Here is a 22399-nt window from a genome sequence, read left to right as displayed (position 1 = left end):
GGCATGAAGTTCGCATAAAATCGTCTTACTATAAAAACTGACTTTTTGGTTAGTATTTTTTAATAAGAAAGATCTTTGTGAATGGAGTATTTTCATGACGTTTTTTGTTCCTAAGGGCGCGACTGTGTTCGCCTCTTCTTTGCTGTTTGCTGCGATGGCACAGGCTTCTACCATTGACCTGCGAGTCATGGAAACCACAGATATTCACATGAATTTAGTGGATTACGATTACTACGGCGATAAGCAAAGCGATGCAGTTGGCTTGTCTCGTGTGGCGACTTTGATTAAAGCTGCGCGTGGGGAAGTGACGAACTCTGTATTGGTGGATAACGGTGACTTATTACAGGGCACGCCGTTGGGTGATTATGTGGCGAAAGGTCGTGTATTGCGCTTCGGTGAAACGCACCCGGCGTTTAAAGCGATGAACTTGTTGGATTACGATGTGGGTAATATCGGTAACCACGAATTTAACTATGGCTTAGATTTTTTAATGAAAAGTTTAAGTGGCGCTAATTTCCCTTATGTTAACTCGAATGTGTATGTAGACGACGGTGACAACGATGCGTCTAACGATCAGCCGTATTTCCAGCCTTATCTGATTCAAGACAAAACCTTCGTCGATTCTGACGGCAAAGAACAAACGGTCAAAGTAGGTTACATTGGCTTTGTGCCACCACAAATTATGACGTGGGATAAAGACAATTTAACCCATAAAGTCATCGCCAAAGACATTATCGAAACCGCCAACAAATACATTCCTGAAATGAAAGCCAAAGGCGCGGATGTGATTATCGCGATTCCGCACAGTGGCATGATGAATTCCCCTTATATGAAAGGCGAAGAAAACGCGTCTTATCATCTTGCAAAAGTCGATGGTATTGATGCGATTTTGTTTGGTCACTCGCATCGAATATTCCCTGGCGACAAAGCATTAGACGCCTTTGAAGGTGTGGATGGCGAAAAAGGCACGGTATTTGGGAAACCTGCAACTATGCCCGGTTTTTGGGGTTCTCACCTTGGGGTGATTGATCTGAAACTTGAGCCTGCTGGCAATGGTTGGAAAGTCGCCGGTGGCAAAGCAGAAGTGCGCGCCATTGCGCGTCGTGAAGGCCGTAATACGGTGGCTTTGGTTGAAGCCGATGCGAGCATTAATGACGCGGTGAAAACCGAACACGAAGGTACTTTGGCTTATATGCGTCGCAAAGTGGGTGAATCCACTGCAGACATTAATAGCTTCTTTGCTCTCGTGCAAGATGATCCATCGATCCAGATCGTGAATAATGCGCAGATTTGGTACGTGGAAAATATTGTTCGTGGTACGTCTTATGAAGGTTTGCCTATCTTGTCTGCCGCAGCGCCGTTTAAGGCGGGTGGTCGCGGCGGTCCAGAGTATTATACCGATGTGCCAAAGGGTGACATTGCGTTGAAAAACGTCAGTGATTTGTACATCTATCCAAACGATTTAAAAGTCGTGAAGTTGACTGGCGAACAAGTAGTTGAGTGGTTAGAAGCGGCTGCCGGCCAGTTTAATCAAATCGATGCTAGCTCTGCTAAGTCACAAGAACTGGTAAATCAATCTTTCCCAACTTATAACTTTGATGTAATCGACGGTATCTCGTACAAGATCGATGTCACCCAGCCTGCTCGTTACAATGCGGACGGTGAGGTGGTTAATAAAGACGCACATCGCATTACCAAGGCGATGTTTAACGGTGAACCGTTAAGAATGAAAGATGAGTTCTTGGTGGCAACCAACAATTATCGTGCGGGCGGTGGTGGCCATTTCCCTAACCTTAATGGCGAGACCATTGTTATTGATGCGCCAGATAAGAACCGCGATGTGGTGGCAAATTACTTATTGAGCCAGACAACCATAAATCCAGCGGCCGACGGTAACTGGACGTTTGCGAGTTTCGGTAAAGCGAAGGTGTTGTTTACTACGTCGCCAAAAGCCAAAGAGGCAGCGAGTAAAAACATGTCCTACCAGTCTTTAGACGACAATGGTTTTGCTGTGTTTCAGATTAAATAGCTGAATTGAAATAACGGCTATTGAAATAGAGCGAAGCGCTTAAACGAAAAACGCCTGCTAGGATTTAGCAGGCGTTTTTTTATGGGCTTTTTTACTTTGTTATTAGCGCTGTTTGCTTTCAAACTCTGGGTGAATCCAAACGGGCGCATCTAAGCTTGGTAACGCTGCTTTGCCAAGAATCATGTCGGCGGCTTTTTCTGCCACCATGATGGTTGGCGCATTCAAGTTACCGTTGGTGATGGTCGGGAAAATAGACGAATCCACCACGCGAAGGCTTTCGATACCGCGCACTTGGCATTGCTCGTTCAGCACGGCCATTGGGTCGTTGTCATCGCCCATCTTACAAGTACAAGATGGATGATAAGCACTTTCGACGTTTTCTTTTACCCACTGGTCGATTTCTTCGTCGCTTTGGACGTTCATACCCGGCTGAATTTCATCGCCACGGTAATCGTCTAGTGCAGATTGTTGCAGCACTTCACGAGTTAGGCGAATCGTATCACGCCAGTCTTGTTTGTCTTGCTCGGTCGAAATGTAGTTGAACAAGATACGCGGCTTCGCCGCTGGGTTAGCAGATTCAATCCACACTTTTCCTCGGCTTTCAGGTTTGTTTGGACCAACGTGTACTTGGAAACCATGACCTTCAACTGCGGCTTGACCATCGTAACGCATGGCCGCTGGCAAGAAATGGTATTGGATATTTGGCGCTTTTAGTCCAGCACGAGAGCGAATAAAACCACAAGATTCAAAGTGGTTAGTCGCGCCAAGGCCCGTTTTGAAAAGCATCCAGCGTGTACCGATCAAGCCTTTGCTGATCAAACCAAGCTTGCTGTTTAGCGTCACAGGCTTCTTACAGTAGTATTGGAAGTAGACTTCCAAGTGGTCTTGCAGGTTTTCACCAACGCCCTGCAGTTCGTGAAGCACTGGTACGCCGGCTTTATCTAAGACGTCTTTCGGACCTATGCCAGACAGTTGTAATAACTGTGGTGAGCCAACTGAGCCAGCCGATAGAATCACTTCTTTGCTGGCGATAGCTTGCTGAGTTTGGCCGTTTTTGCTGAACTCAATGCCTGTGGCTTTTTTACCTTCAAAGATGACTTTGTGGCTCAATACACCCGTTTTGAGTGTCAGGTTAGGGCGTTGCATGGCACGACGTAAATAGGCGTTCGACGTAGAAGCACGCACACCATTTTTTACCGTCATGTGCATTGGGCCAAAGCCTTCTTGGCGGTAACCGTTGTAGTCGTCGGTTTTGCCGTAACCTGCTTCTTCGCCTGCATCGATAAAGGCTTGGTAAAGCGGGTTGTAAGTCATGTCGTTGCCGTTGTTGGTCGACAATGGGCCTTCGCCGCCACGGTATAAATCCGCACCGCCTTTCCATGTTTCGGCTTTTTTGAAGTAAGGCAGGCAAGTTTGGTAATTCCAGCCTTTGGCGCCGTTTTCTTCCCATTGGTCGAAATCACAGGCGTGGCCACGCACATAGACCATGCCGTTAATAGATGACGAACCGCCTAATACTTTGCCGCGTGGACAATGCATTTCGCGACCATCAAGACCTGGCTCTTTGTCTGTGTGGAACTGCCACGCGTATTTTGTCGTGTTCATTGGATAAGACAAGGCGGTTGGCATCTGGATAAAGACGCTCTTATCTGAGCCGCCCATTTCCAGTAGCAATACCTTGTGTTCGCCACTTTCTGTCAGTCGGTCTGCCAGCACACACCCTGCGGAGCCAGCACCGACGATAATGTAATCGTACGTTTCGTTTGCCATGACCTTTCTCATCTATTAAAAGTTAAGCGACCCGCCTAGTAAGGGCTTTGAATGTCGTTCAGATCGACAAAGACGCTTTTGTTTTGAGTGTAGTGGTACAAGGTCTCGATGCCATTTTCACGACCGATACCAGATTCTTTGTAACCACCTACAGGCATTTCAGCGGGTGAAGCACCCCATGAGTTGATCCAGCAAATACCGGCTTGTAGCTGGTTAATTACACGGTGAGCGCGAGCGAAGTCTTTAGTAAATACGCCAGCGGCCAAGCCTAGCTTGGTGTCGTTAGCACGAGCGATGGCTTCGTCTTCGTCGGTGAAGCTAAGTACAGACATTACTGGGCCGAAGATTTCGTCGCGAACTTGTGGCATGTCGTCGGTGCAATCCGTGAACACAGTCGGAGCAACAAAGGCGCCTTTGTCTAAGCCGTTTTCCGTGACTTGGTAACCACCACACAATAATGTCGCGCCTGCGTCTTTAGCGGCTTGAATGTAGCCAAGTACTTTTTGCATGTGGTCTTTGGAAATCAAGGCACCCACTTGCGTGTCCATGTCCATCGGGTCGCCAATGATCATAGCTTCGGTGCGTTCTTTTAATTCCTTGGTGAAAGCGTCCAACATGTCGGCGTGAACGAAAACTCGAGTACCATTAGTACATACTTCGCCTTGGGTGTAGAAGTTGGCGAGCATGGCGGCAGAAACGGCTTGATCTACTGGCATGTCAGGGAAGATGATCATAGGCGATTTACCGCCAAGTTCCATGGTCACTTGCTTCAAGGATTGCGCAGAAGCCGTCATGACTTTTTTGCCTGTGCCCACTTCACCAGTGAAAGAGACTTTGTCTATCCCTGGGTGAGCTGTGATCATTTGACCGGTGCGAGCATCGCCTTGAATGACGTTGAAAACGCCGTCGGGCAAGCCTGCTTGGGTAAATATTTCAGCTAATTTAAGAGCGGTAAGCGGCGTTTCTTCGGATGGTTTGAAGATCATGGCGTTACCCGCTGCCAGCGCTGGGCCAGATTTCCACATGGCGATTTGAATTGGGTAGTTCCATGCGCCAATGCCAGCGCAAATACCTAATGGCTCACGACGAGTGTAGAAGAAATTACCATTGCCAAGGTCTTGGTAATCGCCTTGGATCTTGTCGGTAAGACCTGCGTAATATTCGATTACGTCAGCGCCTGTTTGAATGTCTACGCAAATAGCTTCTTGAAGTGGCTTGCCTGTGTCTAATACTTCTAGACGGGCAAGTTCTTCGTTGTTTTCACGCAATAGTTCCGCCGCTCTTTTTAGAATACGGCCGCGCTCTACTGGGCTCATTGCTGCCCATACTTTTTGACCTTGTTTTGCAGACTCTACAGCAGCATCTAGTTCAGCTTGTCCTGCGTGTTCGACTGTTGCAATCACTTCGCCTGTGGCTGGGTTGATCGTCTCAAAGTGTTCTCCGCTGGTGGATGCATGGTAGCGGCCGTGAATGTATTGCTGCTGATGTGCCATGATGTGCCTCTTTAAGTCTGTTTTAACGACTCTGTTTAGAGTTGTTAAGGTATTTGATTTTTTATTAAACGCGCGTTCAATAAAAACAATTGTACATATTTTGGCTATAAATTGCAGCTCGAATCCATGAATTAGTGTCTTTGAGCAAAAAAATGACGTTATGGTGTCCGCTGTTAAGGGCGAATTTGAGAGGAAAAAAGAGGGAAATCGAGAGGTTAACGCCTCCACGTGAAATATGGAGGCGCATTGCCAGTGGCTTCTTTTAAGCTAAAATCGACTATTACAGGCTGATGACGCCGTTTGTGTCGTAGCTTATTGGGCTGGGAACATAGGCATCAGCCATGTCATCGTTTAGCCATTGTGTGTCGTCCAGAACATAGCGAAATTGGTACGAGGTTTCGATATCCAAGTTAAGCGTTGACGCAAAAACACCTGATTTTTGCTTTTTCATCGGGTTGGCTGAACTGTCCCAATTATTAAAGTCTCCAACCACAGAGACATGCTTGGCATCGCCAATAACGTCCGCAGGTAAGGCGAATTTTACTTTGCATTCGGGCTTTGTTTTCAAATACGTTTTTTCAATCATTTCCAGCTCCATGGTCTAACGATAGACAAATGTGTAAGGCTACTGCAAAAGCCTGAGGTCGTTGTTGAGCCCTGCGATTAAGCAGGCGTTTAGAATGAACTCTTTTTTAAAGACTCTTTTAGAAGTGAAGCAAAGCTTACGCCATATTTTCTAACTGATTAATTTCAATATTAAAAACCGTTATGCCTACGATTTAGGTTAGCCCTTTATAACCACTTTAGTCCCTGAAATAACGCTAAATGCGCTATTTCAGGGCTTAAGACAAATCCCTACAAACTTAAGACGTAAATTCACATTCAACGCCGTTTTCATGTCCTATACTCAAATGACACCAACAAAAATAATGAGGTGTTTTTATGGATATTCAAATGGTCGTTCTTATTGTGTTAAGTATTATGCTGGTCATTAAGATTGTTTATTTGGTTGTCTTTAAGCATTCTGAACAAGAAGCGGATGATCATTTCCATGACCATCATTCGCGCGTTCATCATTCGCGCGTTCATCATTCTCACAGTCGTCATTATCGTGATCATCACCATGATTCGTGATTATTAACTAAGCTTGAGAGCCATCGTTGTGACCTCGGTAACGTTTGTTTTTCGCTTCTTTGACTGTATTCAGGTCTACTAGGACCAAACCGTCCACGCAGTAGCCAAAGTCGGCATCGACACCAAAGTCTAAGAAGCGAACTCCGCCCGTTTCGCACAATTCACTGTATTGTTTGAACAGTGTTGGTACGCTGGCGCCAAAGTGGCTGAGCTGCTCTTTTAGTATCCTAAAGTCTTCTTCATAGTTATCGCCGCTGAACATGGCTGAAATAATATCAGCGTGTTCTGTGTTAACTTGATAAGGCGTGAAAGAGCGCGCTAAGTGTTCCTTATCGGCATAATAGAGTTGGTAAAAGGAAACAATGAAATCTTTTGCCACTTGAGGGTAGCTGTTGCTCAAACTCACAGGCCCAAACATGTAGCGAATTTCAGGGTGTCTGTCTAAATAGGCGCCAATGCCATACCACAAATAATCTAGGCTGCGTTTGCCCCAATATTTTGGTTGGATAAAGCTACGCCCGAGCTCAATACCTTGTTCAAAATAAGGTTCCATGTCGCACGAGTATTGGAACAGCTCAGAGCTATAGATGCGATTTGGTTTGTCTGACTTCATGTAGCGTGCGACTTCGCCAATACGATAAGCACCAACAATTTCTAGCTCTTCTTCATCCCATAGAATCAAATGGCGATAGTATTGGTCGAACTTATCTAAATCTGAACGCTCGCCAGTACCTTCACCTACTTTTCGGAAGGCAATTTCGCGTAAGCGCCCAATCTCTTTCATCGTCACCGACATTGGGTCGTAATCAAACAGGTAGATTTGCTTGTTGTCTTTGGTACTACCAAGATGTTCGGCTATTTTTAGTTCTTGTTTGATCATCTGTCTATTTTGCGGATGCTCAACGGTCTTTTCGGTTTTAAGTAGCGGTTTTTTGCCTTTGGCAATACGGTATAAATGGCGCTTTACGAGTTTGTTTTTTTCTTTATCGCTTAGTGGAAGTTGGGCTAGCTCTTGAATAGGAATGGCTTGGCCAACTTGCATGGGAATTTTGCGATTGCGTTGACGAAACATTTCGTTGGCGAGCTGAATGGTTGATAGTGGTCGATATAAAAGCGAGCTGGTGTAAAACAACATGGAGTTTCGTCCGCCAATATGAACCGGCAGTAACGGGCTGTTGGTCTTTTGCGCCAGCTTTAGATAGTTCTGATTCCATTGTTGATCTTTTACGCCGCTTGGCGACATGCGAGATACTTCGCCGGCAGGGAAAATAATCACCGCTTCTTCATTATGTAAGCAGCTCATGATGGCTTTGAGTTGCTGGCGTCCGGTTTTTCCACCGAGATTATCGACGGGAAGGACAAGTTGTTTTAAACCGTCAAATCCCATTAATAAATCATTAGCTACGATTTTCACGTCTGGGCGGATTTCACCGATTAATCTGAGTAAAGCGAGGCCATCTAAGGCGCCAAGAGGGTGATTAGCGATGATCATTACCCGGCCGCTGGCGGGAATGTTTCGACGATCAACTTGGCTTACTTGATAGCTAAAATTGAAGTGATCCAGAACTCGATCAATAAATTCGAAGCCGACACAGCCGTGGTTTTTTTCCAGGAATTGGTTTACTTCACTTTCGTGGAATAAGCGTTTTAACACGCTTAACGTTGGGCGAGTGATAAATGGGCTTTTGTCGAAAAAGTGAGGAGATTTACTGGCAATCATTTGCTCGACTTGTATCACAGTGACGCTCCGCTCTAATAAGTTTTTAGGTATCTTATTAATGAGAGTAGAGCGTTAATATGACAGCGTCGTGACGTTTATGTGTCGAAATTATGACCAGTTAATAAAGACGTTTGCGACTATTTTTTCGCCAACCATTAGTGAAAAGCCGCCAAATAATAAATAAGGCTAGATTATTTAGACGCTTGCTTTGCTGATTAGCTTGCTGGTGTGTTGTCTTCGTCTGTTTCTTCTTCAAACTTATAAAAGAAGTTCCATAGACAATATAGCGTGATGCCCGCTGCAATCATCGCCCAAATAGGTTCATTCGATACCCATTCAAGAATCGTCCATGCGAAACAGAATAAAGTCACAGTGACTCGACGCCATTTAGGGCGGAAAAACGCGCGATCAGATTCGCTCAGCATAATGTTCCTGTATCAATAAAAATTCTATTATTGTTTTCTTACATATTGTTAGTCACTTTTATAGACTAACTATTTGATTCGCCAATCTATTTACGTTTTACAGGAAGGCCTTGAAATCGCGTTTATAGAGTTGGCGTACAAACGAAAATAGCGAGGGATATTTACCGTTAGTAAAGTATCCCCAAAGCTTATTGTGCTTTCGTTTTGCTATTTCCTAGGGAAATGTGACGTGATCCTGTTAGCTGAGATTGTCCACTAACTCCTGAATCGATTTTATCTATGTGTCCACCGCGAGCTAGAAACTCTTGCATTTGCTTTTCAATGGATTCCGAGGTTTCCGAAGCGGCCGGCTGTTTCTTCTTAGTTGCCATGATAAATAGTCCTTGTTTTTAGTTTGAACAAGGACTATACCAGATTTTCACAATATTTGCTTGTTATTGGCTAACGTCTGCAAACGTGTACCTATCGTTGGCTTTACTGATAGGCACAGTGTCTGCATTAAGCGGAATGCGGATGGTATCGGCGAATGATAGGATTCAGTAGGCGCGTTAACCAGCCAGTAAATTCAATCGGTGCGTCTAACACGGTTAAACAGATGCATTCTGCATCTTTGGTGACGATTGGCTTATGTTTGTGGCTAGCGTCACGATTAATAAAATCACCTTGACGATAGACACCGCTTTCATCGGAAAAAGCCCCCTCTAATACAAGGGTAATTTCATCACCTGTATGAGTGTGAGTTGGCATGTGAGCGCCTGCTTTTACTCTGGTCAGTGCAATCTGAGCGCCGCCTTCTTCGTTATAAAGTGTGGCGATCTTGAAAGAAGGCGATAAGCGCATCCAATTTAGGTCGTCATAACTTTTTTTGATAAATTGACGAAGACTATTAGGAATGGTGTAGCTGTCCCAATCAACCGCAGTGGGTTCTTCTTCGATCTGCTGCGTCTCGTTTACTTGCTCGGCCTGTGCATTTAATTTTTCGAAAAAGCTGTCTTTTAAGTTGCTCAGCTGACGACTGTCTGTCTTCGTCTGATCAAAAAGGTGTGAGCCAAGCATCTCCAGCTTGCGAATTTGCTGTTGGCATTCATGGCAACGTTCCAGATGTGTAGAAACACATAAAGAATGAGCTAATGGTAATGAGCCGGCGGAGTAGTCGGTCAATATTTCAATCGATGGATGGTAGTTAATCATCGATACTACCTCTTAACGTAAATAGTGAGTTTGTGCAAAGCAAGGCGAACTCGAGACTTAATCGTTCCGAGAGGAAGAGATAACTCTTCCGCTGCTTCTTTGTGGGTTTTGCCTTCTAAGTAGACTTTGGCCAAAACCTGTTTTTGATCCGCAGGCAATTTGTCTAAGCCTTGTTGAATCCGTTCTTGATCTCTTTTTTGCTGAGCGTCTTTAAATGGGTCGGCATTTTCGTCGACAACATTTTGCCAAAGATACTCTGGGTCAATATCTGACTGATGGCGGCTGTTTTTACGCAAATAATCGATACGTGCGTTTCTTGCAAGCGTAAACACCCAAGTGTTCAAAGACGCGGATTCTGGCTTGTATGTGTGAGCCTTGTTCCATATGCGAATCATCACTTCTTGAGCAATGTCATCGGCCATTAAGTTGGCGCCAGGTTGTGCCGCGAGACAGAACGCTCTTACTTTTGGAACATAGTGATCAAATAGGCGAACGAGTGCCGTTTGGTCTCTGTGTTGTGCAATCGCAAAGATGTCCGCTACGCGTTGTTCATCTGGTTCTGTTTGTATTGCGCGTTCCATTTATTGCTCCAAAAGGAAGGCTGACATGTTGTTTCTAAGATATACGTGATAGATAGAAGCATGGATCACATTCTATCTATTTAATAGTAAAAAATTTCAGCTCTTCAATTCGTGAAAATAGAGTGATCCATAATTGGCTTCAGTGCGTTTAATCAGAATAAATGAAACGAGTTGATTCTCGGTCAATTCTCCATATCAAGATGGCTAAGGTAAGTGATGGACATGGCGGACTCTAAAGTGGATCCCAATTCTTTGTTGATAGAGCGTTTTAAGGCGTTTTATCTTGATGTGAAACATCCAAAGCTCGACAAAATAGATGAAGTGTACACAGAAGATGTATTGTTCAAAGATCCTGTCCATGAGTTACGTGGCGCAGACAAGTTACATGCTTATTTGTCTGAGATGTGTGTCAATGTTCACAGTGGCCGCTTTGAATACTTGGATCAAATTGTGTCCGAAAATACGGCGTACATAAAATGGAACATGCATTTTAAACACCCAAAATTAGGTAATAAAACCATTACGGTGCGTGGCATCAGTCAGGTGCAATTTAATGACCGTATCTACTTTCATGAAGATGTTTATGACCTGGGCCAGTTGATTTATGAACATGTGCCCCTGTTGGGTGCAATGGTGAAAGGCCTAAAGAAGCGCCTAGCGAATTAAGGAGAGCATTATGAGTCATGCCACGGATAAAAAAGTCGTTTGGATCACCGGAGCGAGTTCTGGTATAGGACTTGCTTTAACTAAGCGTTATCTAGAAGACGGCTGGCGAGTGTTGGCCAGCGCAAGAAAGTCCGGTGAGCTTGAGGGTCTATTGGAAGCCTTTGATAGTTTAACCTTTGTGCCCTTTGATATGACTGATGACAGTCAGATTGAAGCCGTTCACGATACTTTGAGTTCCTATTCTGCTCATTTAGATTGTGCTGTATTGAATGCCGGAACATGTGAATATTTAGAGATTAATGAGCCAGATTGGAAAATGATGGATCGCATTATGTCGGTTAATTTTTTGGGCTTAGTGAACAGTGTTGAAGTGTGTTTGCCTTTGCTTAAAAACGCATCAAGTCCGCATTTGGTGGGGGTGAGTTCTCAAGCGGTACAAGCCGCTTTCCCTCAAGCAGAAGCCTATGGCGCTAGTAAAGCGGCTATTCGATATTTCTTATCTTCTTTACGCATGGATCTGAAGCAGTTCAATGTGGATGTTACCTGTCTGTTACCTGGGTTTGTTGATACGCCTTTGACACAAAAAAATACTTTCGATATGCCATTTTTGATGTCGCCTGAAGAAGCCGCAAAGCGCATGTTTGGCGCCTTGAAATCTCGTCCGTATGAATTTGCTTTTCCTAAGCGATTAACCGCTATGTTATGGGTTGGACGACACTTTCCAAAGTTATGGCTTGATAAGTTAGCGCCGAAAAAATAACGATTTCACATTTAAAAAAACCAGTTTGGCTGGTCATAAAAATATGTTTTAAGGGGACAATGAGTGAAAATTGCCATTATTGGATCAGGGATTTCCGGTCTGACCAGTGCTTATCTTTTACAGCAACAACATGATGTGACGGTGTTTGAATCCGCAGAGCGTATTGGCGGTCATACTGCGACGGTACAAGTAGAAGAAGCCGGCAGTACTCGGGCAATTGATACCGGTTTTATTGTCTTTAATGACTGGACGTATCCAAACTTTATTCGTTTGATGGACGAGTTGGGAGTGAAGTCTAAAGCCACCGAAATGAGCTTTAGTGTTAGCTGTCAGCGTACAGGGTTAGAGTATGGTGGCAATAATCTAAACACCTTGTTTGCTCAGCGTCGCAACCTGTTGAACTTCTCTTTTATGGGGATGTTAAAAGACATCTTGCGTTTTAACAAAGAAGCCATCCTAGACTTAGAAAGCGGCCAATTGAAAGAAGGCGTGACGCTTGGTGAATATCTAAAAGAAAAAGGTTATGGCAATCGGTTTGCGAGCCATTATCTCATTCCTATGGGCAGCGCTATCTGGTCGTCTACTTTGGATGAAATGATGGAATTTCCATTGGTGTTTTTCGTTCGTTTCTTTAAAAATCACGGTTTGTTAAGTGTGAACGATCGCCCACAATGGCGTGTTATTGAAGGCGGATCGTCGGCGTATTTGCAGCCATTGGTGGAAACATTCGAAGATCGTATCCAGCTTGGGGCGGATATTACTCAAGTTCACCGCTCTGAAGATAAAGTCATCATTCATTTTGGTGATGGCTCTGCACAGATTTTTGATCAAGTGGTGTTTGCTTGTCACAGTGACGAAGCGTTGGCTTTGTTAGGGGACCCGTCTGCCGATGAGCAAGCCATTTTGGGCGCGATTCCTTATCGAAATAACGATGTGGTACTGCACACAGACACACGACTATTGCCAAAGAAAAAACTAGCTTGGTCGAGCTGGAACTATCATTTGGGTTCTGATCGGACTAAGCCAGCAACCCTCAGTTATAACATGAATATTCTGCAGCACTTTTCCAGTGATACAACCTATGTCGTCACCTTAAACCAGACGGATATGATCGCGGAAGACAAAATAGTTGGGCGCTTTCAGTATTCTCATCCTACCTTTACTTTGGAAGGTATCAAGGCTCAGGATCGTTGGTCAGAGATTAATGGTGTCAACAAAACATGGTTTTGTGGTGCGTATTGGCGTAACGGCTTCCATGAAGATGGTTGCTGGAGCGGTGTTCGTGTTGCGAATGGACTAGGTATTTCATGGTAGATTTTGTTCCTAAGCACAGTGCTATTTATCACGGCATGGTGCGACACCGCCGGTTTACCCCACGCGCACATGCGTTCCGCTATCGTGTTTTTATGATGTATTTCGATTTAGACGAGTTAGACGATGTGCTGGCGATGAGTCCTTGGTGGTCAATGAAGAATTGGTCTCTCGCTCGATTCTCGCGAAAGGATTATTTCGGGAGCCAATCTCTTTCCATTAAACAAGCGGTGTTGTCGGAAGTGAATGATCGTCTGGGGCTGAATTTATCGGGCTCAGTTCGTATGCTGACCAATTGCCGTTACTTTGGCTTCATCATTAACCCCATTACCATCTATTACTGCTTTGATGAAAATGAGCAACTGCAAGCCATGTTGCTTGAAGTGACTAACACTCCTTGGAAAGAGAAAATCCCTTACGTTTTAAAATGTGATCCAAGTGATCAAATGCAGCGTATTCAATTCAATAAGGCAATGCATGTGTCTCCGTTTCACCCGATGGAGCATTTTTATGATTGGCGCAGCAGTGTTCCGAGTAAAAAATTAGCGGTACACATGCAGAACAAAGAATTAGAGGGTGAGCAATGTGTGTTTGACGCCACATTGTCGCTAACTCGAATGACTCTAACATCAAGCTCTATGGCTAGGGTGTTGTTTCGTTATCCAGTCATGACCATGCAAGTGGCATTTGGTATTTATTGGCAAGCACTTAAGCTTTGGATGAAGAAAGTCCCTTTTTATTCACATCCGAATTCATCGTCTAACACGGCTACTAACAAAAGTAATAAGTAGCAAAATGCATTAGGAGACTAACAAGTATGAACTCCGTCAGTATGGATAATCAAAAAGTGAGAAAAAATCGCACGACAACATGGTTTGATAATGTGGCCCGTAAGATGGTTTTTACTATGTTGGGCAAATTAGAAGTGGGTCATCTTACTTTAGAAGAGAACGGTGAAACTTATTCTTTTGGGGAATCGAAAGATCATACTCAATATATTGCTCATATTCATGTTCACGATATTCATGCTTACCGCGATGTATTCCAAAATAGCAGTATTGGTGCTGGTGAAGCTTACATGAAAGGCTGGTGGTCTTCTTCAGACGTGGTTGGTGTTATTCGTTTGATGGTCGCTAACCTGAATTTAATTAATAAAATGGATGCGAAACGCCCTATCTGGAGCCGTATCGGTGCCAAAATTGTACACAAGTTAAATGCCAATACGAAGAAAGGCTCAAAAGATAACATTTCTGCCCATTATGATTTGGGTAATGATTTCTTCTCATTGTTTTTAGATCCGACCATGATGTATTCCTCTGCGGTATATCCTCAGGTGAATTCTTCTTTAGAAGAAGCCTCGGTGAATAAATTGGATCGAATTTGCCAAAAACTTCAGCTTAGCAAAGAGGATCACTTGTTAGAGATCGGTACTGGCTGGGGGGGAATGGCGATTCATGCCGCAAAACACTATGGTTGCCAAGTAACGACGACGACAATATCGAAAGAGCAGTACGAATTTGCCAAAGCTCGAGTGGAAGCGGAAGGCCTGCAAGACAAGGTTACTTTATTGCTTGAAGATTATCGTGATCTGCAAGGCCAATATGACAAGCTAGTGTCGATCGAGATGATTGAAGCCGTTGGTCACGAATACTACGACAGTTATTTCTCCAAATGCAGTGCACTATTGAAGCCGCACGGAGTAATGGTGATCCAAGCCATCACCATTGCTGATCAGCGTTACGATTATGCTCGCAGTTCAGTGGACTTCATTCAGCGCTACATCTTTCCAGGTGGTTGTTTGCCATCCAATCAAGTGATCGCTCATAAGATTGCTTCTAAAACTGACATGCAGATCGTCGGCTTAGAAGACATTACTGAACATTACGCGAAAACCCTTGCCGATTGGCGCACACGTTTTCATGCGGCACGTCGTGAAGTGACCGATATGGGATTTGACGATGTGTTTTGTCGCATGTGGGATTTCTATCTCGCCTACTGTGAAGGTGGTTTTAAAGAACGAGCGATCAGTACTGGGCAGTTTGTTTTTGCCAAACCTGATCATCGTTTGTCGATTTAACGGGTATGAAAGGAGTAAATGGCATGAAACCTGTGATGAATGCCATTTTGTTTCAAGTCGTTTGGTTCGTCTGTTTATTGGCGGGTAGCGCTTGGGCGCTTATCGCGACGGTTTGCTACTTGTCGTTACATCATCGCTATTTTATGACGGATCGAAGAGAGTGGCGTTTGTTGTTTGTCTTCTTAATCCTTGGTTTACTGATAGACGGAAGCCTATTTCAACTAGGTATTTTCTCGACAAGCACCGAGGTGCTAAGTGATATTAAAGTACCACCTGTGTGGTTACTGTGCCTTTGGGTTAGTGTCGGTACCTTGTTTGCTCATAGTTTGACTTTTCTACGCTCACGTTATCTTTTCAGTGCGTTACTTGGCGCGGTTGGGCCAACAATGAGTTATTTTGCTGGGGCAAATCTAGCAGGTATTGCATTGGCTGAGCCTGTTATTTTGAGTTTGTGCGTTGTCGCTATCGTCTGGTCTATGGTGTTACCACTGGGCGTATGGCTTTGTGAAAAATGGGCATTATTTCCAAAAGAAGGAGAAAAAAGGTAATGAAAGGTTTTCCTGCTCTACCGTTACCAACGCGGTCTCTTGTTATTGTTGCGTTGGCTGCTTTATGTAGTTCTTTTAGTTTCGCTGATGACGCTTTTTCTAAACTGGTTGGTAGTGCTTACAATATCGAAACCGGGGCCTTGCTTTATCGAGAAACACATCAAAAAATCAGCAAAGATATTTATAAAGTTGAATACTCTGAGCCTGATGGACGAGTGTTTGCGAATAAAACGATCGATTTTTCCAAGTCACAAACCACCCCTAGTTTTTCACAGCTTAATAAACGTAACGGTGAAAAAATTGATGTCACTCAGAGTGGTAATCAACTCCAAATACGTTATCAAGAAAACAGTAACGAAAAAGTTGAAAAAGACTCGGTGACATTGGCCCAAGGCATGGTGGTTGATGCGGGCTTTGATGCTTTTGTAAAACAATATTGGGATACCTTAATCTCTGGAAAAGAGATGGACATTGAGTATCTTGTGCCCAGTAGGCAGTCAACTTTTAGTTTTCGTTTTAGTCAGATTACCTGTGTAGACGGTACAAAAGAGGGGGCTATGTGTTTTGCCCTCAAGCCTGTTTCTTGGTTTGTTAGGATGGCGGTAGACCCTATTGTGGTCGCTTATGATCCAGTCGATAAGAGGCTATTGCGATTTACAGGACGAACCAATATTTGTGATGAGCAGGGTAAGTACTTAACCGCGGATATTAAATATCATTACATGTAGTTGTTTATTTAGTTTATAGGGGAAGCAATATGAGTTACTTATGGCGATCAATTTCGGGCAAAATGTCTATTTTATTGTGCGCGTTGTTGCTGACGGCTTGTTCTACACCTGAGGTGTCTTTATATGCCAAGAATGAACCTAAATTTGATATTCAGTCGTTTTTTTCTGGTTCTTTAACCGCTCATGGCACCCTGAAAAATCGCAGTGGCGAAGTAACTCGCTATTTCAATGCAACCTTAGAAGGTAGCTGGGATAAAGGGGTTGGAACGCTTGCTGAAGTGTTTGTGTTTGATGATGGTGAAGTGCAAAAAAGAACCTGGATAATGACACCAGATGCGCAAGGTAAATACACCGCAACCGCAAATGATGTGATCGGGAAAGGTGACATTAAAATTGCTGGCAATGCCTTGTTTATGAAGTATGTTCTACAAGTGCCTTACGATGGTGATTTAATAGAAGTGAATGTGGACGATCGCATGTACATGGTGAAAGACGGTGTCGTGATGAATGAATCAATTATGACTAAGTTTGGTTTTGAAGTAGGCTACTTGTCGATTGTTATACAAAAAACGCCACAGTAACGCTCGTTATTTGAGCGAATCCTAACAACTCATACAAAAATGAATAATGCTTCCAACGCTTTATCAATTAGTTGAATAGAGGTATCGGGTAAAGCACTTATTTTCGATGATATTAATAAAAGGCTGCCTTCGGGTAGCCTTTTTTATTGGTACATTTCAATATCTATGTAATTATCAACATATGCATACAATATATCTGTAAAAAAGTGCTTTTTTAGATCAGAGGGTAAGGACAAAAGGGGTTGCTTAGTGTTTAAAAACATCATAGAAGTAGTGCCTTCGAGAAAAAGGGTCACCTTTTTTTATGGCTTCTTTTCTTTGTTTATTATCCTCTTCGCTTTTACCCTCGGCCTGTATTTATCTTTATTGAATGACTTAGACGCTCGTACGGAGGCGGCGAAAAAAGCTTTGTCAGATAGAATGGATAATATTTTCACTGAGTTAAAACAAGTTGCAGAAGATAGTCGTTTGTCCTGTGAAAAGCCTGATTTAAAGCGCTTACGGCGCGCCACGTTTTATTCTCCTACCTTAAAAGAAATTGGCTTATTCAACTCGAATTTTGTTGTGTACTGTTCAAGTCTAGGGCCAACTAAGATCACAATTTATGACTCTATAGCCTCTAGAATCACCAATAGTGAAGGCCGTAAAACGGTCTCTTTGGTGAAGTCTAATACGCTGAGTGAGTCAACGTTCTTTGCTTTTTATCAAAGAATGGATGGCCTTGGTGTAAATGGATTAGCGCCGCCAGAGAGTATTGCTGTTAGTGTGGACCAAGTTTTATTACCTGATTATTTCTATGAATTGATGATTGGCAAGCAAGTCTTCTCTTCAAATAGAGAAGGGATGGATTCGAATGTAATTGCTAAGCAGGAGGTGTCGTTAGCTGATTGGTCAATGACACTAACTGTGTTTTTCCCAGCGAGCTTGTACTGGCAGAGTTTATGTTCGCTTTGGCCATTTATGTTATTGAGCTGGGGAGGCTTGTTCGCGGCTTTTTATATTGGTCATTTAGTATTGATTTATTATCGTCGTTCTTTGCGTCACTGTATTAAACGGGCAATAAAGAAAAATGCTATGGAGGTGTATTTCCAGCCTGTTGTGTCTTTAAAAGACGGTGGGTTTCATGAAATGGAAGCGCTGATCCGCTGGCGTTCCTTTCGTCATGGTCAGGTTTCACCATTAGTGATTGTTGATATGGCGGATAGACTTGGCTTGATTGATGATCTTACTTGGATGGTGGTTCGTAAGGTTGGGGAATTTTATCGAGAATACCCTGAGCAACTAAAACACATTAAAATCTCCGTCAATGTTGATAGGCATAGTTTACTTAAAGAATGTTTTGCGCTGAATTTGTCTCATATTCTTGATGAGTATCCTGAATTAAAAGGTAGACTTGGTCTTGAAGTAACCGAAACCAGCGCGCTAGATTCTGCTGAGTTACCTTTGATGGTGAGTCGTTTTGAACACATTAAAGCGATGGGGATTGGCTTATCCGTCGATGATTTTGGTACTGGTTATGCTGGGTTGGACTTTTTACGCCGTTTCCCATACGACACATTAAAGTTAGATCAAATATTTATCGCCAGCTTAAAAGATGACCAATTTACTCGTCAGATACTTACCTCGGTTACCAAATTAGCAAAAGAGCTAAACATGGAATTGGTGGCTGAAGGGGTTGAACGCGAAGATCAATTAAATGCGGTTCGAGAGCTTGGAGTGGATAGAGTACAAGGTTATTACTTCTGTCGCCCACTACCAAAAGATCAAGTGATTACTTGGCTCGAAGAAAACACCACAAAATAAACGCACTGCCATAATACTAGATTGTATTCTGAGTCGGCTTCTCTTACCCTCTACCGCTCAATTTCTATGCTCAAGGTCTTATCATATGGCAACTCTGGTTTTTCGGCTGAAATATGTCCCGGATGAAGAAGCGGACGATATTCGTCAATTATTAGCTGATCATGATATTGCCTTCTATGAAACTACCGCAGGACGCTGGCAAATTTCCATGGCTGGGTTGTGGGTAAAAGACAAAGAACAAGCCATTAAAGCGCGGGAGTTGATTCATCAAGACCAAATGGCTCGTGCTCAAACCATGCGCCCCATCACTTTTGGGCAATGGATATTGGGATATTTACAACACGCTCGTCAAAATCCAGCAGAAGCGTTTTTTACTCTGATTGCTGTGTTGATTATTTTAGGTATTTCCATCATTCCATTTACGTTATGGCTTTAATCGCTAAGTGTTGTGATAGAAAGCACCATCAATGAAAAGCTAAGTTGCTTCATTTAATGACAATGTTATTACTGCGGCTTTACGCTGAGCTCTAGCACTAATCAATTGAACGTTAATCGCGCTGACGATAACAATCAACATGCCAAATAAGCTTAGCCAATCAGCATGAGATGAGCTAATACTGTTTTTCCACCAACCAAGGGCGACACAGGATTCCGTTAGAATGAACGCCATTACAGGTGTTAATGCTACGGAAGCGCTTACTTGGACGGTTTGCCAATAGCGCATGGCTTGCGCAAATGCACCATAAGCGATGAGTGTATTAAGGCAGCAGAATGCCGCAATCCAAACCTCATCAGAAGACATTTTCAGTAGTTCACTTGGTGACGAAAACGGCAGCATAACGACCAAAGCGTAGGCATAAATCGCCAGTAAAATATTGGAAGGCGCTAAACGTTTGAACAAGGACTTTTGCAGTAACGCGTACATTGACCAAGCCGCGGCAGACATTTGCACAATAGCGAAGCCTACCCAGATAGAGCCTTGACCACCTTGCCCAAAAATAGGGTGGAAGAAAACTAGCATGCCCAAACCTATTCCCACAAAACATAGCCATTGCTGCCAGTTAATGCTTTCTTTTAAAAAGAATAAACCGCCCAAGGCGAGAAATAGCGGTGCAATTTGAAAACTCAGTTGTGCCGAGCCGGGTAACAAAAAATTTAAGCTCCACGCAAAGCTGGTGTAGTTCACAATCAAAAACGTGCCAGCAGCAACAAGGCGCAGCCAGTCATTTTTAGACAGGGACTTAAATTCGCCTAATTTTCCACGCTGCCATTGCCATAACCCCAAAATGATCCCCGCAACTGAAAAGCGTAACCAAGTCAGCGTGATAGGATCGGAAAAACCACCAGACAGCTTGAGAGCGATGGGCAGCATTCCCCAAAACAGCACTGTGACGGAGCTAAATAATAGTCCGTATAAGAAAGTCTGTTTGGCAGTTGGCATGGCTATGACCTTTTAATATGAAAAGAGACGGAGAGTTCATAATGGCTTTTCCTCTTTATTAAATCCAATGCATAATAGTTCTAATCATTATGCATAAATCGAGATTTAGTCATGATCCCCAACTCACTTCAACACTTGGATCTTAAGTCTTTAACTGGGCTTTTGTACTTATTGGAAGAGCGTAATGTTGGACGGGCGGCAGATCGATTGTATTTAAGCCAATCTGCTATGAGTCGGTTGCTAAATCGACTGCGTGATGCTTTTGACGATCCTTTGTTTATTCGTACCTCAAAAGGCATGGTGCCCACGTCAAAAGCCTTAATGTTAGAAGCACCATTAAAGTTAATGCTAGAACAGATTTCAGGGCTGGAATCCCCGCCAGACTTTCAGCCGCAAAGTAGTAATCGTGTATTTCGTTTACAAACAACGCACTATCAGGCCCAAGCTTACGTGCCAGCAATCGCTGAACGCTTTTACCAAGAAGCGCCATTAGCCTCGTTGGAAACGACGACGATCACAGAGACCAGCTTGGTCAGTCAAACTGAGCATTCTGCCGATGTCGTATTGTGTAGCGAATACATTGAAATCCCCAATACCTATCGCAAAGTATTATTGGGACGCGAAAAATTTCGCTGCATCATGTCGAATAACCACCCGCTGGCCAAACAAGATAAGATCAGCCTTGATGAGTATTTAAGCTTTTCTCATGTCTTGGTGAGTATGGGTGGAAATCGGCGCGTAGTGAGTGATTTGGTCTTGGCGGATAGGGCACATGAGCGGCGTTTTGCTTTTCGCACACCGTATTTTTTGTCGGCACTAGAAACAGTAGGTCGCACCTCGTTGCTGATTAGTACCAGTGGTTTACTTGCTGAGCGTTTCTGTGAACAGTTTAATCTCACTATGAAGCCGCTGCCTATTGAGTTTCCTGATTCTAAGTATTTTTTAAGCTGGCCAAAAAGTATCGAACGTGACCCAGCCGTTGAATGGTTTAGACGATTAACCGAAGAAGTGGTAAAAGGCTTGATTCCTTATCCTGAGTCGTAACTTTTAGAGTTATTACGAGTTAGCCCTGTGACATCTCAGCACATTTAGTCCAAGCCGAGGAATTCGGTTATACTCGCATTTTGGTTTAAAACAATGGCATTACAGTGGTCTTAAAAAGCAAGAATACGAAAAGCAAACGCAACAATAAATTAGAGCTTCATCCTCGTAACCCGCATCGTGCGCGTTATGATTTTGCTCTGTTGGCGGATTCTTGCCCTGAACTTTCTGGTTTTATTCAACTCAATCAATATGGCAATGAATCCGTTGATTTTGCCAACCCTGCTGCGGTGAAAACTTTAAACCGTGCTTTATTAAGTCATTTTTATGGTGTCGCTTTTTGGGATATTCCACCAGGCTATCTTTGCCCACCCATTCCTGGTCGAGCGGATTACATTCATTATTTAGCTGACTTGCTAGCGACCAGTAATCAGGGCGTTATTCCCCGTGGAAAAGGCATAAAAGTCTTAGATGTGGGCGTCGGGGCGAACTGTGTGTATCCGATTATTGGTCATCAAGAATATGGCTGGCAGTTTATCGGTTCCGATGTGAATCCTGTAGCCGTGGCGACCTGTGACACCATAGTGAAATCTAATCCTTGCTTGAAGGGCGCGATTAGTACGCGACTACAAACTCAGCCGGCTAAGCTGTTTGATGGTGTGTGGAAGGAAAAAGATCGCTTTGATTTGACCTTATGCAATCCGCCTTTTCATACCAGTGAGTCAGCGATGATCGACGAGTCCCAGCGCAAATGGCGCGGCGTTAAAGGCAAAAAACTGACAACCGAAAAACCGGTACTGAACTTTGGTGGAACGGCGGCCGAGTTATGGTGTGATGGTGGTGAAGCGGGTTTCGTCTCGCGCATGGTAAAAGAAAGTGTGCAATACGCTGATCGTTGCTTTTGGTTCACTTCTTTGGTGGCGCGTCAGGGAAATTTAGATGCGATTTATCGGATGTTAAAAGAAGTTGGCGCTCGCCAAGTGAAAACCATTGAAATGGCGCAAGGTCAGAAAATCAGTCGATTTGTCGCGTGGAGTTTCCTTGCTGATGACCAAATTGACTACTGGAAAGACAACTACTGGCAAAATTAAACGCATGCC

23 protein-coding genes are annotated in these 22399 nt (G+C 43.7%); 14 read left to right on the top strand and 9 right to left on the bottom strand.

Translation table 11 applies throughout. From position 1 onward, the window contains the following. The first annotated feature begins 94 nt into the window (after positions 1 to 94). Positions 95 to 2029, top strand: coding sequence for a bifunctional 2',3'-cyclic-nucleotide 2'-phosphodiesterase/3'-nucleotidase (locus KDW99_RS18625; RefSeq protein ID WP_255826813.1), 1935 nt, complete (start codon positions 95 to 97; stop codon positions 2027 to 2029). A gap of 102 nt (positions 2030 to 2131) precedes the next feature. On the opposite strand, the gene betA is transcribed toward KDW99_RS18625, so the two are convergent. From betA to KDW99_RS18610, 3 genes are all read right to left on the bottom strand, one after another. Continuing rightward, entirely contained in the window at positions 2132 to 3799 is a 1668-nt protein-coding gene (gene betA / locus KDW99_RS18620; RefSeq protein WP_255826812.1) for a choline dehydrogenase, read from the bottom strand. A gap of 35 nt (positions 3800 to 3834) precedes the next feature. Next, positions 3835 to 5292 (bottom strand): betaine-aldehyde dehydrogenase, encoded by a 1458-nt coding sequence (betB, locus tag KDW99_RS18615; RefSeq protein ID WP_114411523.1) that lies wholly within the window; start codon positions 5290 to 5292, stop codon positions 3835 to 3837. 280 nt (positions 5293 to 5572) lie between these two features. Further along, positions 5573 to 5878 carry an isoamylase early set domain-containing protein gene (locus KDW99_RS18610; RefSeq protein WP_255826811.1) on the bottom strand — a complete coding sequence of 102 codons (306 nt, stop codon included), beginning with the start codon at positions 5876 to 5878 and terminating at the stop codon, positions 5573 to 5575. A 356-nt stretch (positions 5879 to 6234) separates the two neighbouring features. Here KDW99_RS18610 and KDW99_RS18605 point away from each other — a divergent pair, with 356 nt between their 5' ends. Beyond that, complete coding sequence (locus tag KDW99_RS18605) at positions 6235 to 6426, top strand: hypothetical protein (protein WP_255826810.1); 192 nt, start codon at positions 6235 to 6237, stop codon at positions 6424 to 6426. Between the two features lie 7 nt (positions 6427 to 6433). Here the strand turns inward: KDW99_RS18605 and KDW99_RS18600 are convergent, their stop codons facing one another. The 5 genes from KDW99_RS18600 to KDW99_RS18580 all read right to left on the bottom strand — a co-directional run bounded on the left by KDW99_RS18600 (position 6434) and on the right by KDW99_RS18580 (position 10343). Then, on the bottom strand, positions 6434 to 8164 hold the full coding sequence (locus tag KDW99_RS18600; RefSeq protein ID WP_255826809.1) for a GNAT family N-acyltransferase: 1731 nt from the start codon (positions 8162 to 8164) through the stop codon (positions 6434 to 6436). A gap of 197 nt (positions 8165 to 8361) precedes the next feature. Further along, positions 8362 to 8571: a hypothetical protein gene (locus KDW99_RS18595; RefSeq protein ID WP_255826808.1), complete on the bottom strand. Its 210-nt coding sequence runs from the start codon at positions 8569 to 8571 to the stop codon at positions 8362 to 8364. 188 nt (positions 8572 to 8759) lie between these two features. After that, a complete protein-coding gene (locus KDW99_RS18590) occupies positions 8760 to 8942 on the bottom strand; it encodes a hypothetical protein (protein WP_048814147.1) in 183 nt (60 codons plus the stop codon). 127 nt (positions 8943 to 9069) lie between these two features. Beyond that, the gene (locus tag KDW99_RS18585; protein ID WP_255826807.1) at positions 9070 to 9762 is read right to left on the bottom strand and encodes a ChrR family anti-sigma-E factor; all 693 of its coding nucleotides are present in this window, start codon (positions 9760 to 9762) and stop codon (positions 9070 to 9072) included. 5 nt (positions 9763 to 9767) lie between these two features. Next, complete coding sequence (locus KDW99_RS18580; RefSeq protein ID WP_255826806.1) at positions 9768 to 10343, bottom strand: sigma-70 family RNA polymerase sigma factor; 576 nt, start codon at positions 10341 to 10343, stop codon at positions 9768 to 9770. A 222-nt stretch (positions 10344 to 10565) separates the two neighbouring features. Here KDW99_RS18580 and KDW99_RS18575 point away from each other — a divergent pair, with 222 nt between their 5' ends. The 10 genes from KDW99_RS18575 to KDW99_RS18530 all read left to right on the top strand — a co-directional run bounded on the left by KDW99_RS18575 (position 10566) and on the right by KDW99_RS18530 (position 19253). After that, entirely contained in the window at positions 10566 to 11009 is a 444-nt protein-coding gene (locus KDW99_RS18575) for a nuclear transport factor 2 family protein (RefSeq protein WP_255826805.1), read from the top strand. A 10-nt stretch (positions 11010 to 11019) separates the two neighbouring features. Next, positions 11020 to 11769: an SDR family NAD(P)-dependent oxidoreductase gene (locus KDW99_RS18570; protein ID WP_255826804.1), complete on the top strand. Its 750-nt coding sequence runs from the start codon at positions 11020 to 11022 to the stop codon at positions 11767 to 11769. Positions 11770 to 11832: 63 nt separating this feature from the next. After that, on the top strand, positions 11833 to 13083 hold the full coding sequence (locus tag KDW99_RS18565) for an NAD(P)/FAD-dependent oxidoreductase (protein WP_255826803.1): 1251 nt from the start codon (positions 11833 to 11835) through the stop codon (positions 13081 to 13083). Next, positions 13077 to 13871 carry a DUF1365 domain-containing protein gene (locus tag KDW99_RS18560; RefSeq protein ID WP_255826802.1) on the top strand — a complete coding sequence of 265 codons (795 nt, stop codon included), beginning with the start codon at positions 13077 to 13079 and terminating at the stop codon, positions 13869 to 13871. Before KDW99_RS18565 ends, KDW99_RS18560 begins: the two co-directional genes overlap by 7 nt. A 26-nt stretch (positions 13872 to 13897) precedes the next feature. After that, positions 13898 to 15157, top strand: a complete 1260-nt coding sequence (locus tag KDW99_RS18555) for an SAM-dependent methyltransferase (RefSeq protein WP_255826801.1) — start codon at positions 13898 to 13900, stop codon at positions 15155 to 15157. A 23-nt stretch (positions 15158 to 15180) separates the two neighbouring features. Next, the gene (locus KDW99_RS18550) at positions 15181 to 15705 is read left to right on the top strand and encodes a DUF2878 domain-containing protein (protein ID WP_255826800.1); all 525 of its coding nucleotides are present in this window, start codon (positions 15181 to 15183) and stop codon (positions 15703 to 15705) included. After that, complete coding sequence (locus KDW99_RS18545; protein WP_255826799.1) at positions 15705 to 16433, top strand: hypothetical protein; 729 nt, start codon at positions 15705 to 15707, stop codon at positions 16431 to 16433. Before KDW99_RS18550 ends, KDW99_RS18545 begins: the two co-directional genes overlap by 1 nt. A 29-nt stretch (positions 16434 to 16462) precedes the next feature. After that, complete coding sequence (locus KDW99_RS18540; protein WP_255826798.1) at positions 16463 to 17014, top strand: DUF3833 domain-containing protein; 552 nt, start codon at positions 16463 to 16465, stop codon at positions 17012 to 17014. A 249-nt stretch (positions 17015 to 17263) separates the two neighbouring features. Further along, a complete protein-coding gene (locus tag KDW99_RS18535; RefSeq protein ID WP_255826796.1) occupies positions 17264 to 18817 on the top strand; it encodes an EAL domain-containing protein in 1554 nt (517 codons plus the stop codon). A gap of 85 nt (positions 18818 to 18902) precedes the next feature. After that, the gene (locus KDW99_RS18530; RefSeq protein ID WP_255826795.1) at positions 18903 to 19253 is read left to right on the top strand and encodes a DUF6164 family protein; all 351 of its coding nucleotides are present in this window, start codon (positions 18903 to 18905) and stop codon (positions 19251 to 19253) included. A gap of 39 nt (positions 19254 to 19292) precedes the next feature. Here KDW99_RS18530 and KDW99_RS18525 read toward each other — a convergent pair whose 3' ends face one another. Next, on the bottom strand, positions 19293 to 20258 hold the full coding sequence (locus KDW99_RS18525; protein ID WP_255826794.1) for a DMT family transporter: 966 nt from the start codon (positions 20256 to 20258) through the stop codon (positions 19293 to 19295). 111 nt (positions 20259 to 20369) lie between these two features. Here KDW99_RS18525 and KDW99_RS18520 point away from each other — a divergent pair, with 111 nt between their 5' ends. Further along, positions 20370 to 21302, top strand: coding sequence for a LysR family transcriptional regulator (locus KDW99_RS18520; RefSeq protein WP_255826793.1), 933 nt, complete (start codon positions 20370 to 20372; stop codon positions 21300 to 21302). 104 nt (positions 21303 to 21406) lie between these two features. Next, entirely contained in the window at positions 21407 to 22390 is a 984-nt protein-coding gene (rlmF, locus tag KDW99_RS18515; protein WP_255826792.1) for a 23S rRNA (adenine(1618)-N(6))-methyltransferase RlmF, read from the top strand. Positions 22391 to 22399: the final 9 nt, after the last annotated feature.

The sequence above is a fragment of the Marinomonas rhizomae genome (assembly GCF_024397855.1).
Taxonomy (GTDB): Bacteria; Pseudomonadota; Gammaproteobacteria; order Pseudomonadales; family Marinomonadaceae; genus Marinomonas; species Marinomonas rhizomae_A.
The sequence above is the reverse complement of the archived record's forward strand: the minus strand, read 5'-3'. Positions and strand labels throughout refer to the sequence as shown.

Coding starts and splice junctions, on each gene's coding strand:
- KDW99_RS18625 (WP_255826813.1), top strand. CDS start 95: ATGACGTTTTTTGTTCCTAAGGGCGCGACTGTGTTCGCCTCTTCTTTG.
- betA (WP_255826812.1), bottom strand. CDS start 3,799: ATGGCAAACGAAACGTACGATTACATTATCGTCGGTGCTGGCTCCGCA.
- betB (WP_114411523.1), bottom strand. CDS start 5,292: ATGGCACATCAGCAGCAATACATTCACGGCCGCTACCATGCATCCACC.
- KDW99_RS18610 (WP_255826811.1), bottom strand. CDS start 5,878: ATGATTGAAAAAACGTATTTGAAAACAAAGCCCGAATGCAAAGTAAAA.
- KDW99_RS18605 (WP_255826810.1), top strand. CDS start 6,235: ATGGATATTCAAATGGTCGTTCTTATTGTGTTAAGTATTATGCTGGTC.
- KDW99_RS18595 (WP_255826808.1), bottom strand. CDS start 8,571: ATGCTGAGCGAATCTGATCGCGCGTTTTTCCGCCCTAAATGGCGTCGA.
- KDW99_RS18590 (WP_048814147.1), bottom strand. CDS start 8,942: ATGGCAACTAAGAAGAAACAGCCGGCCGCTTCGGAAACCTCGGAATCC.
- KDW99_RS18585 (WP_255826807.1), bottom strand. CDS start 9,762: ATGATTAACTACCATCCATCGATTGAAATATTGACCGACTACTCCGCC.
- KDW99_RS18580 (WP_255826806.1), bottom strand. CDS start 10,343: ATGGAACGCGCAATACAAACAGAACCAGATGAACAACGCGTAGCGGAC.
- KDW99_RS18575 (WP_255826805.1), top strand. CDS start 10,566: ATGGCGGACTCTAAAGTGGATCCCAATTCTTTGTTGATAGAGCGTTTT.
- KDW99_RS18570 (WP_255826804.1), top strand. CDS start 11,020: ATGAGTCATGCCACGGATAAAAAAGTCGTTTGGATCACCGGAGCGAGT.
- KDW99_RS18560 (WP_255826802.1), top strand. CDS start 13,077: ATGGTAGATTTTGTTCCTAAGCACAGTGCTATTTATCACGGCATGGTG.
- KDW99_RS18555 (WP_255826801.1), top strand. CDS start 13,898: ATGAACTCCGTCAGTATGGATAATCAAAAAGTGAGAAAAAATCGCACG.
- KDW99_RS18550 (WP_255826800.1), top strand. CDS start 15,181: ATGAAACCTGTGATGAATGCCATTTTGTTTCAAGTCGTTTGGTTCGTC.
- KDW99_RS18545 (WP_255826799.1), top strand. CDS start 15,705: ATGAAAGGTTTTCCTGCTCTACCGTTACCAACGCGGTCTCTTGTTATT.
- KDW99_RS18540 (WP_255826798.1), top strand. CDS start 16,463: ATGAGTTACTTATGGCGATCAATTTCGGGCAAAATGTCTATTTTATTG.
- KDW99_RS18530 (WP_255826795.1), top strand. CDS start 18,903: ATGGCAACTCTGGTTTTTCGGCTGAAATATGTCCCGGATGAAGAAGCG.
- KDW99_RS18525 (WP_255826794.1), bottom strand. CDS start 20,258: ATGCCAACTGCCAAACAGACTTTCTTATACGGACTATTATTTAGCTCC.
- KDW99_RS18520 (WP_255826793.1), top strand. CDS start 20,370: ATGATCCCCAACTCACTTCAACACTTGGATCTTAAGTCTTTAACTGGG.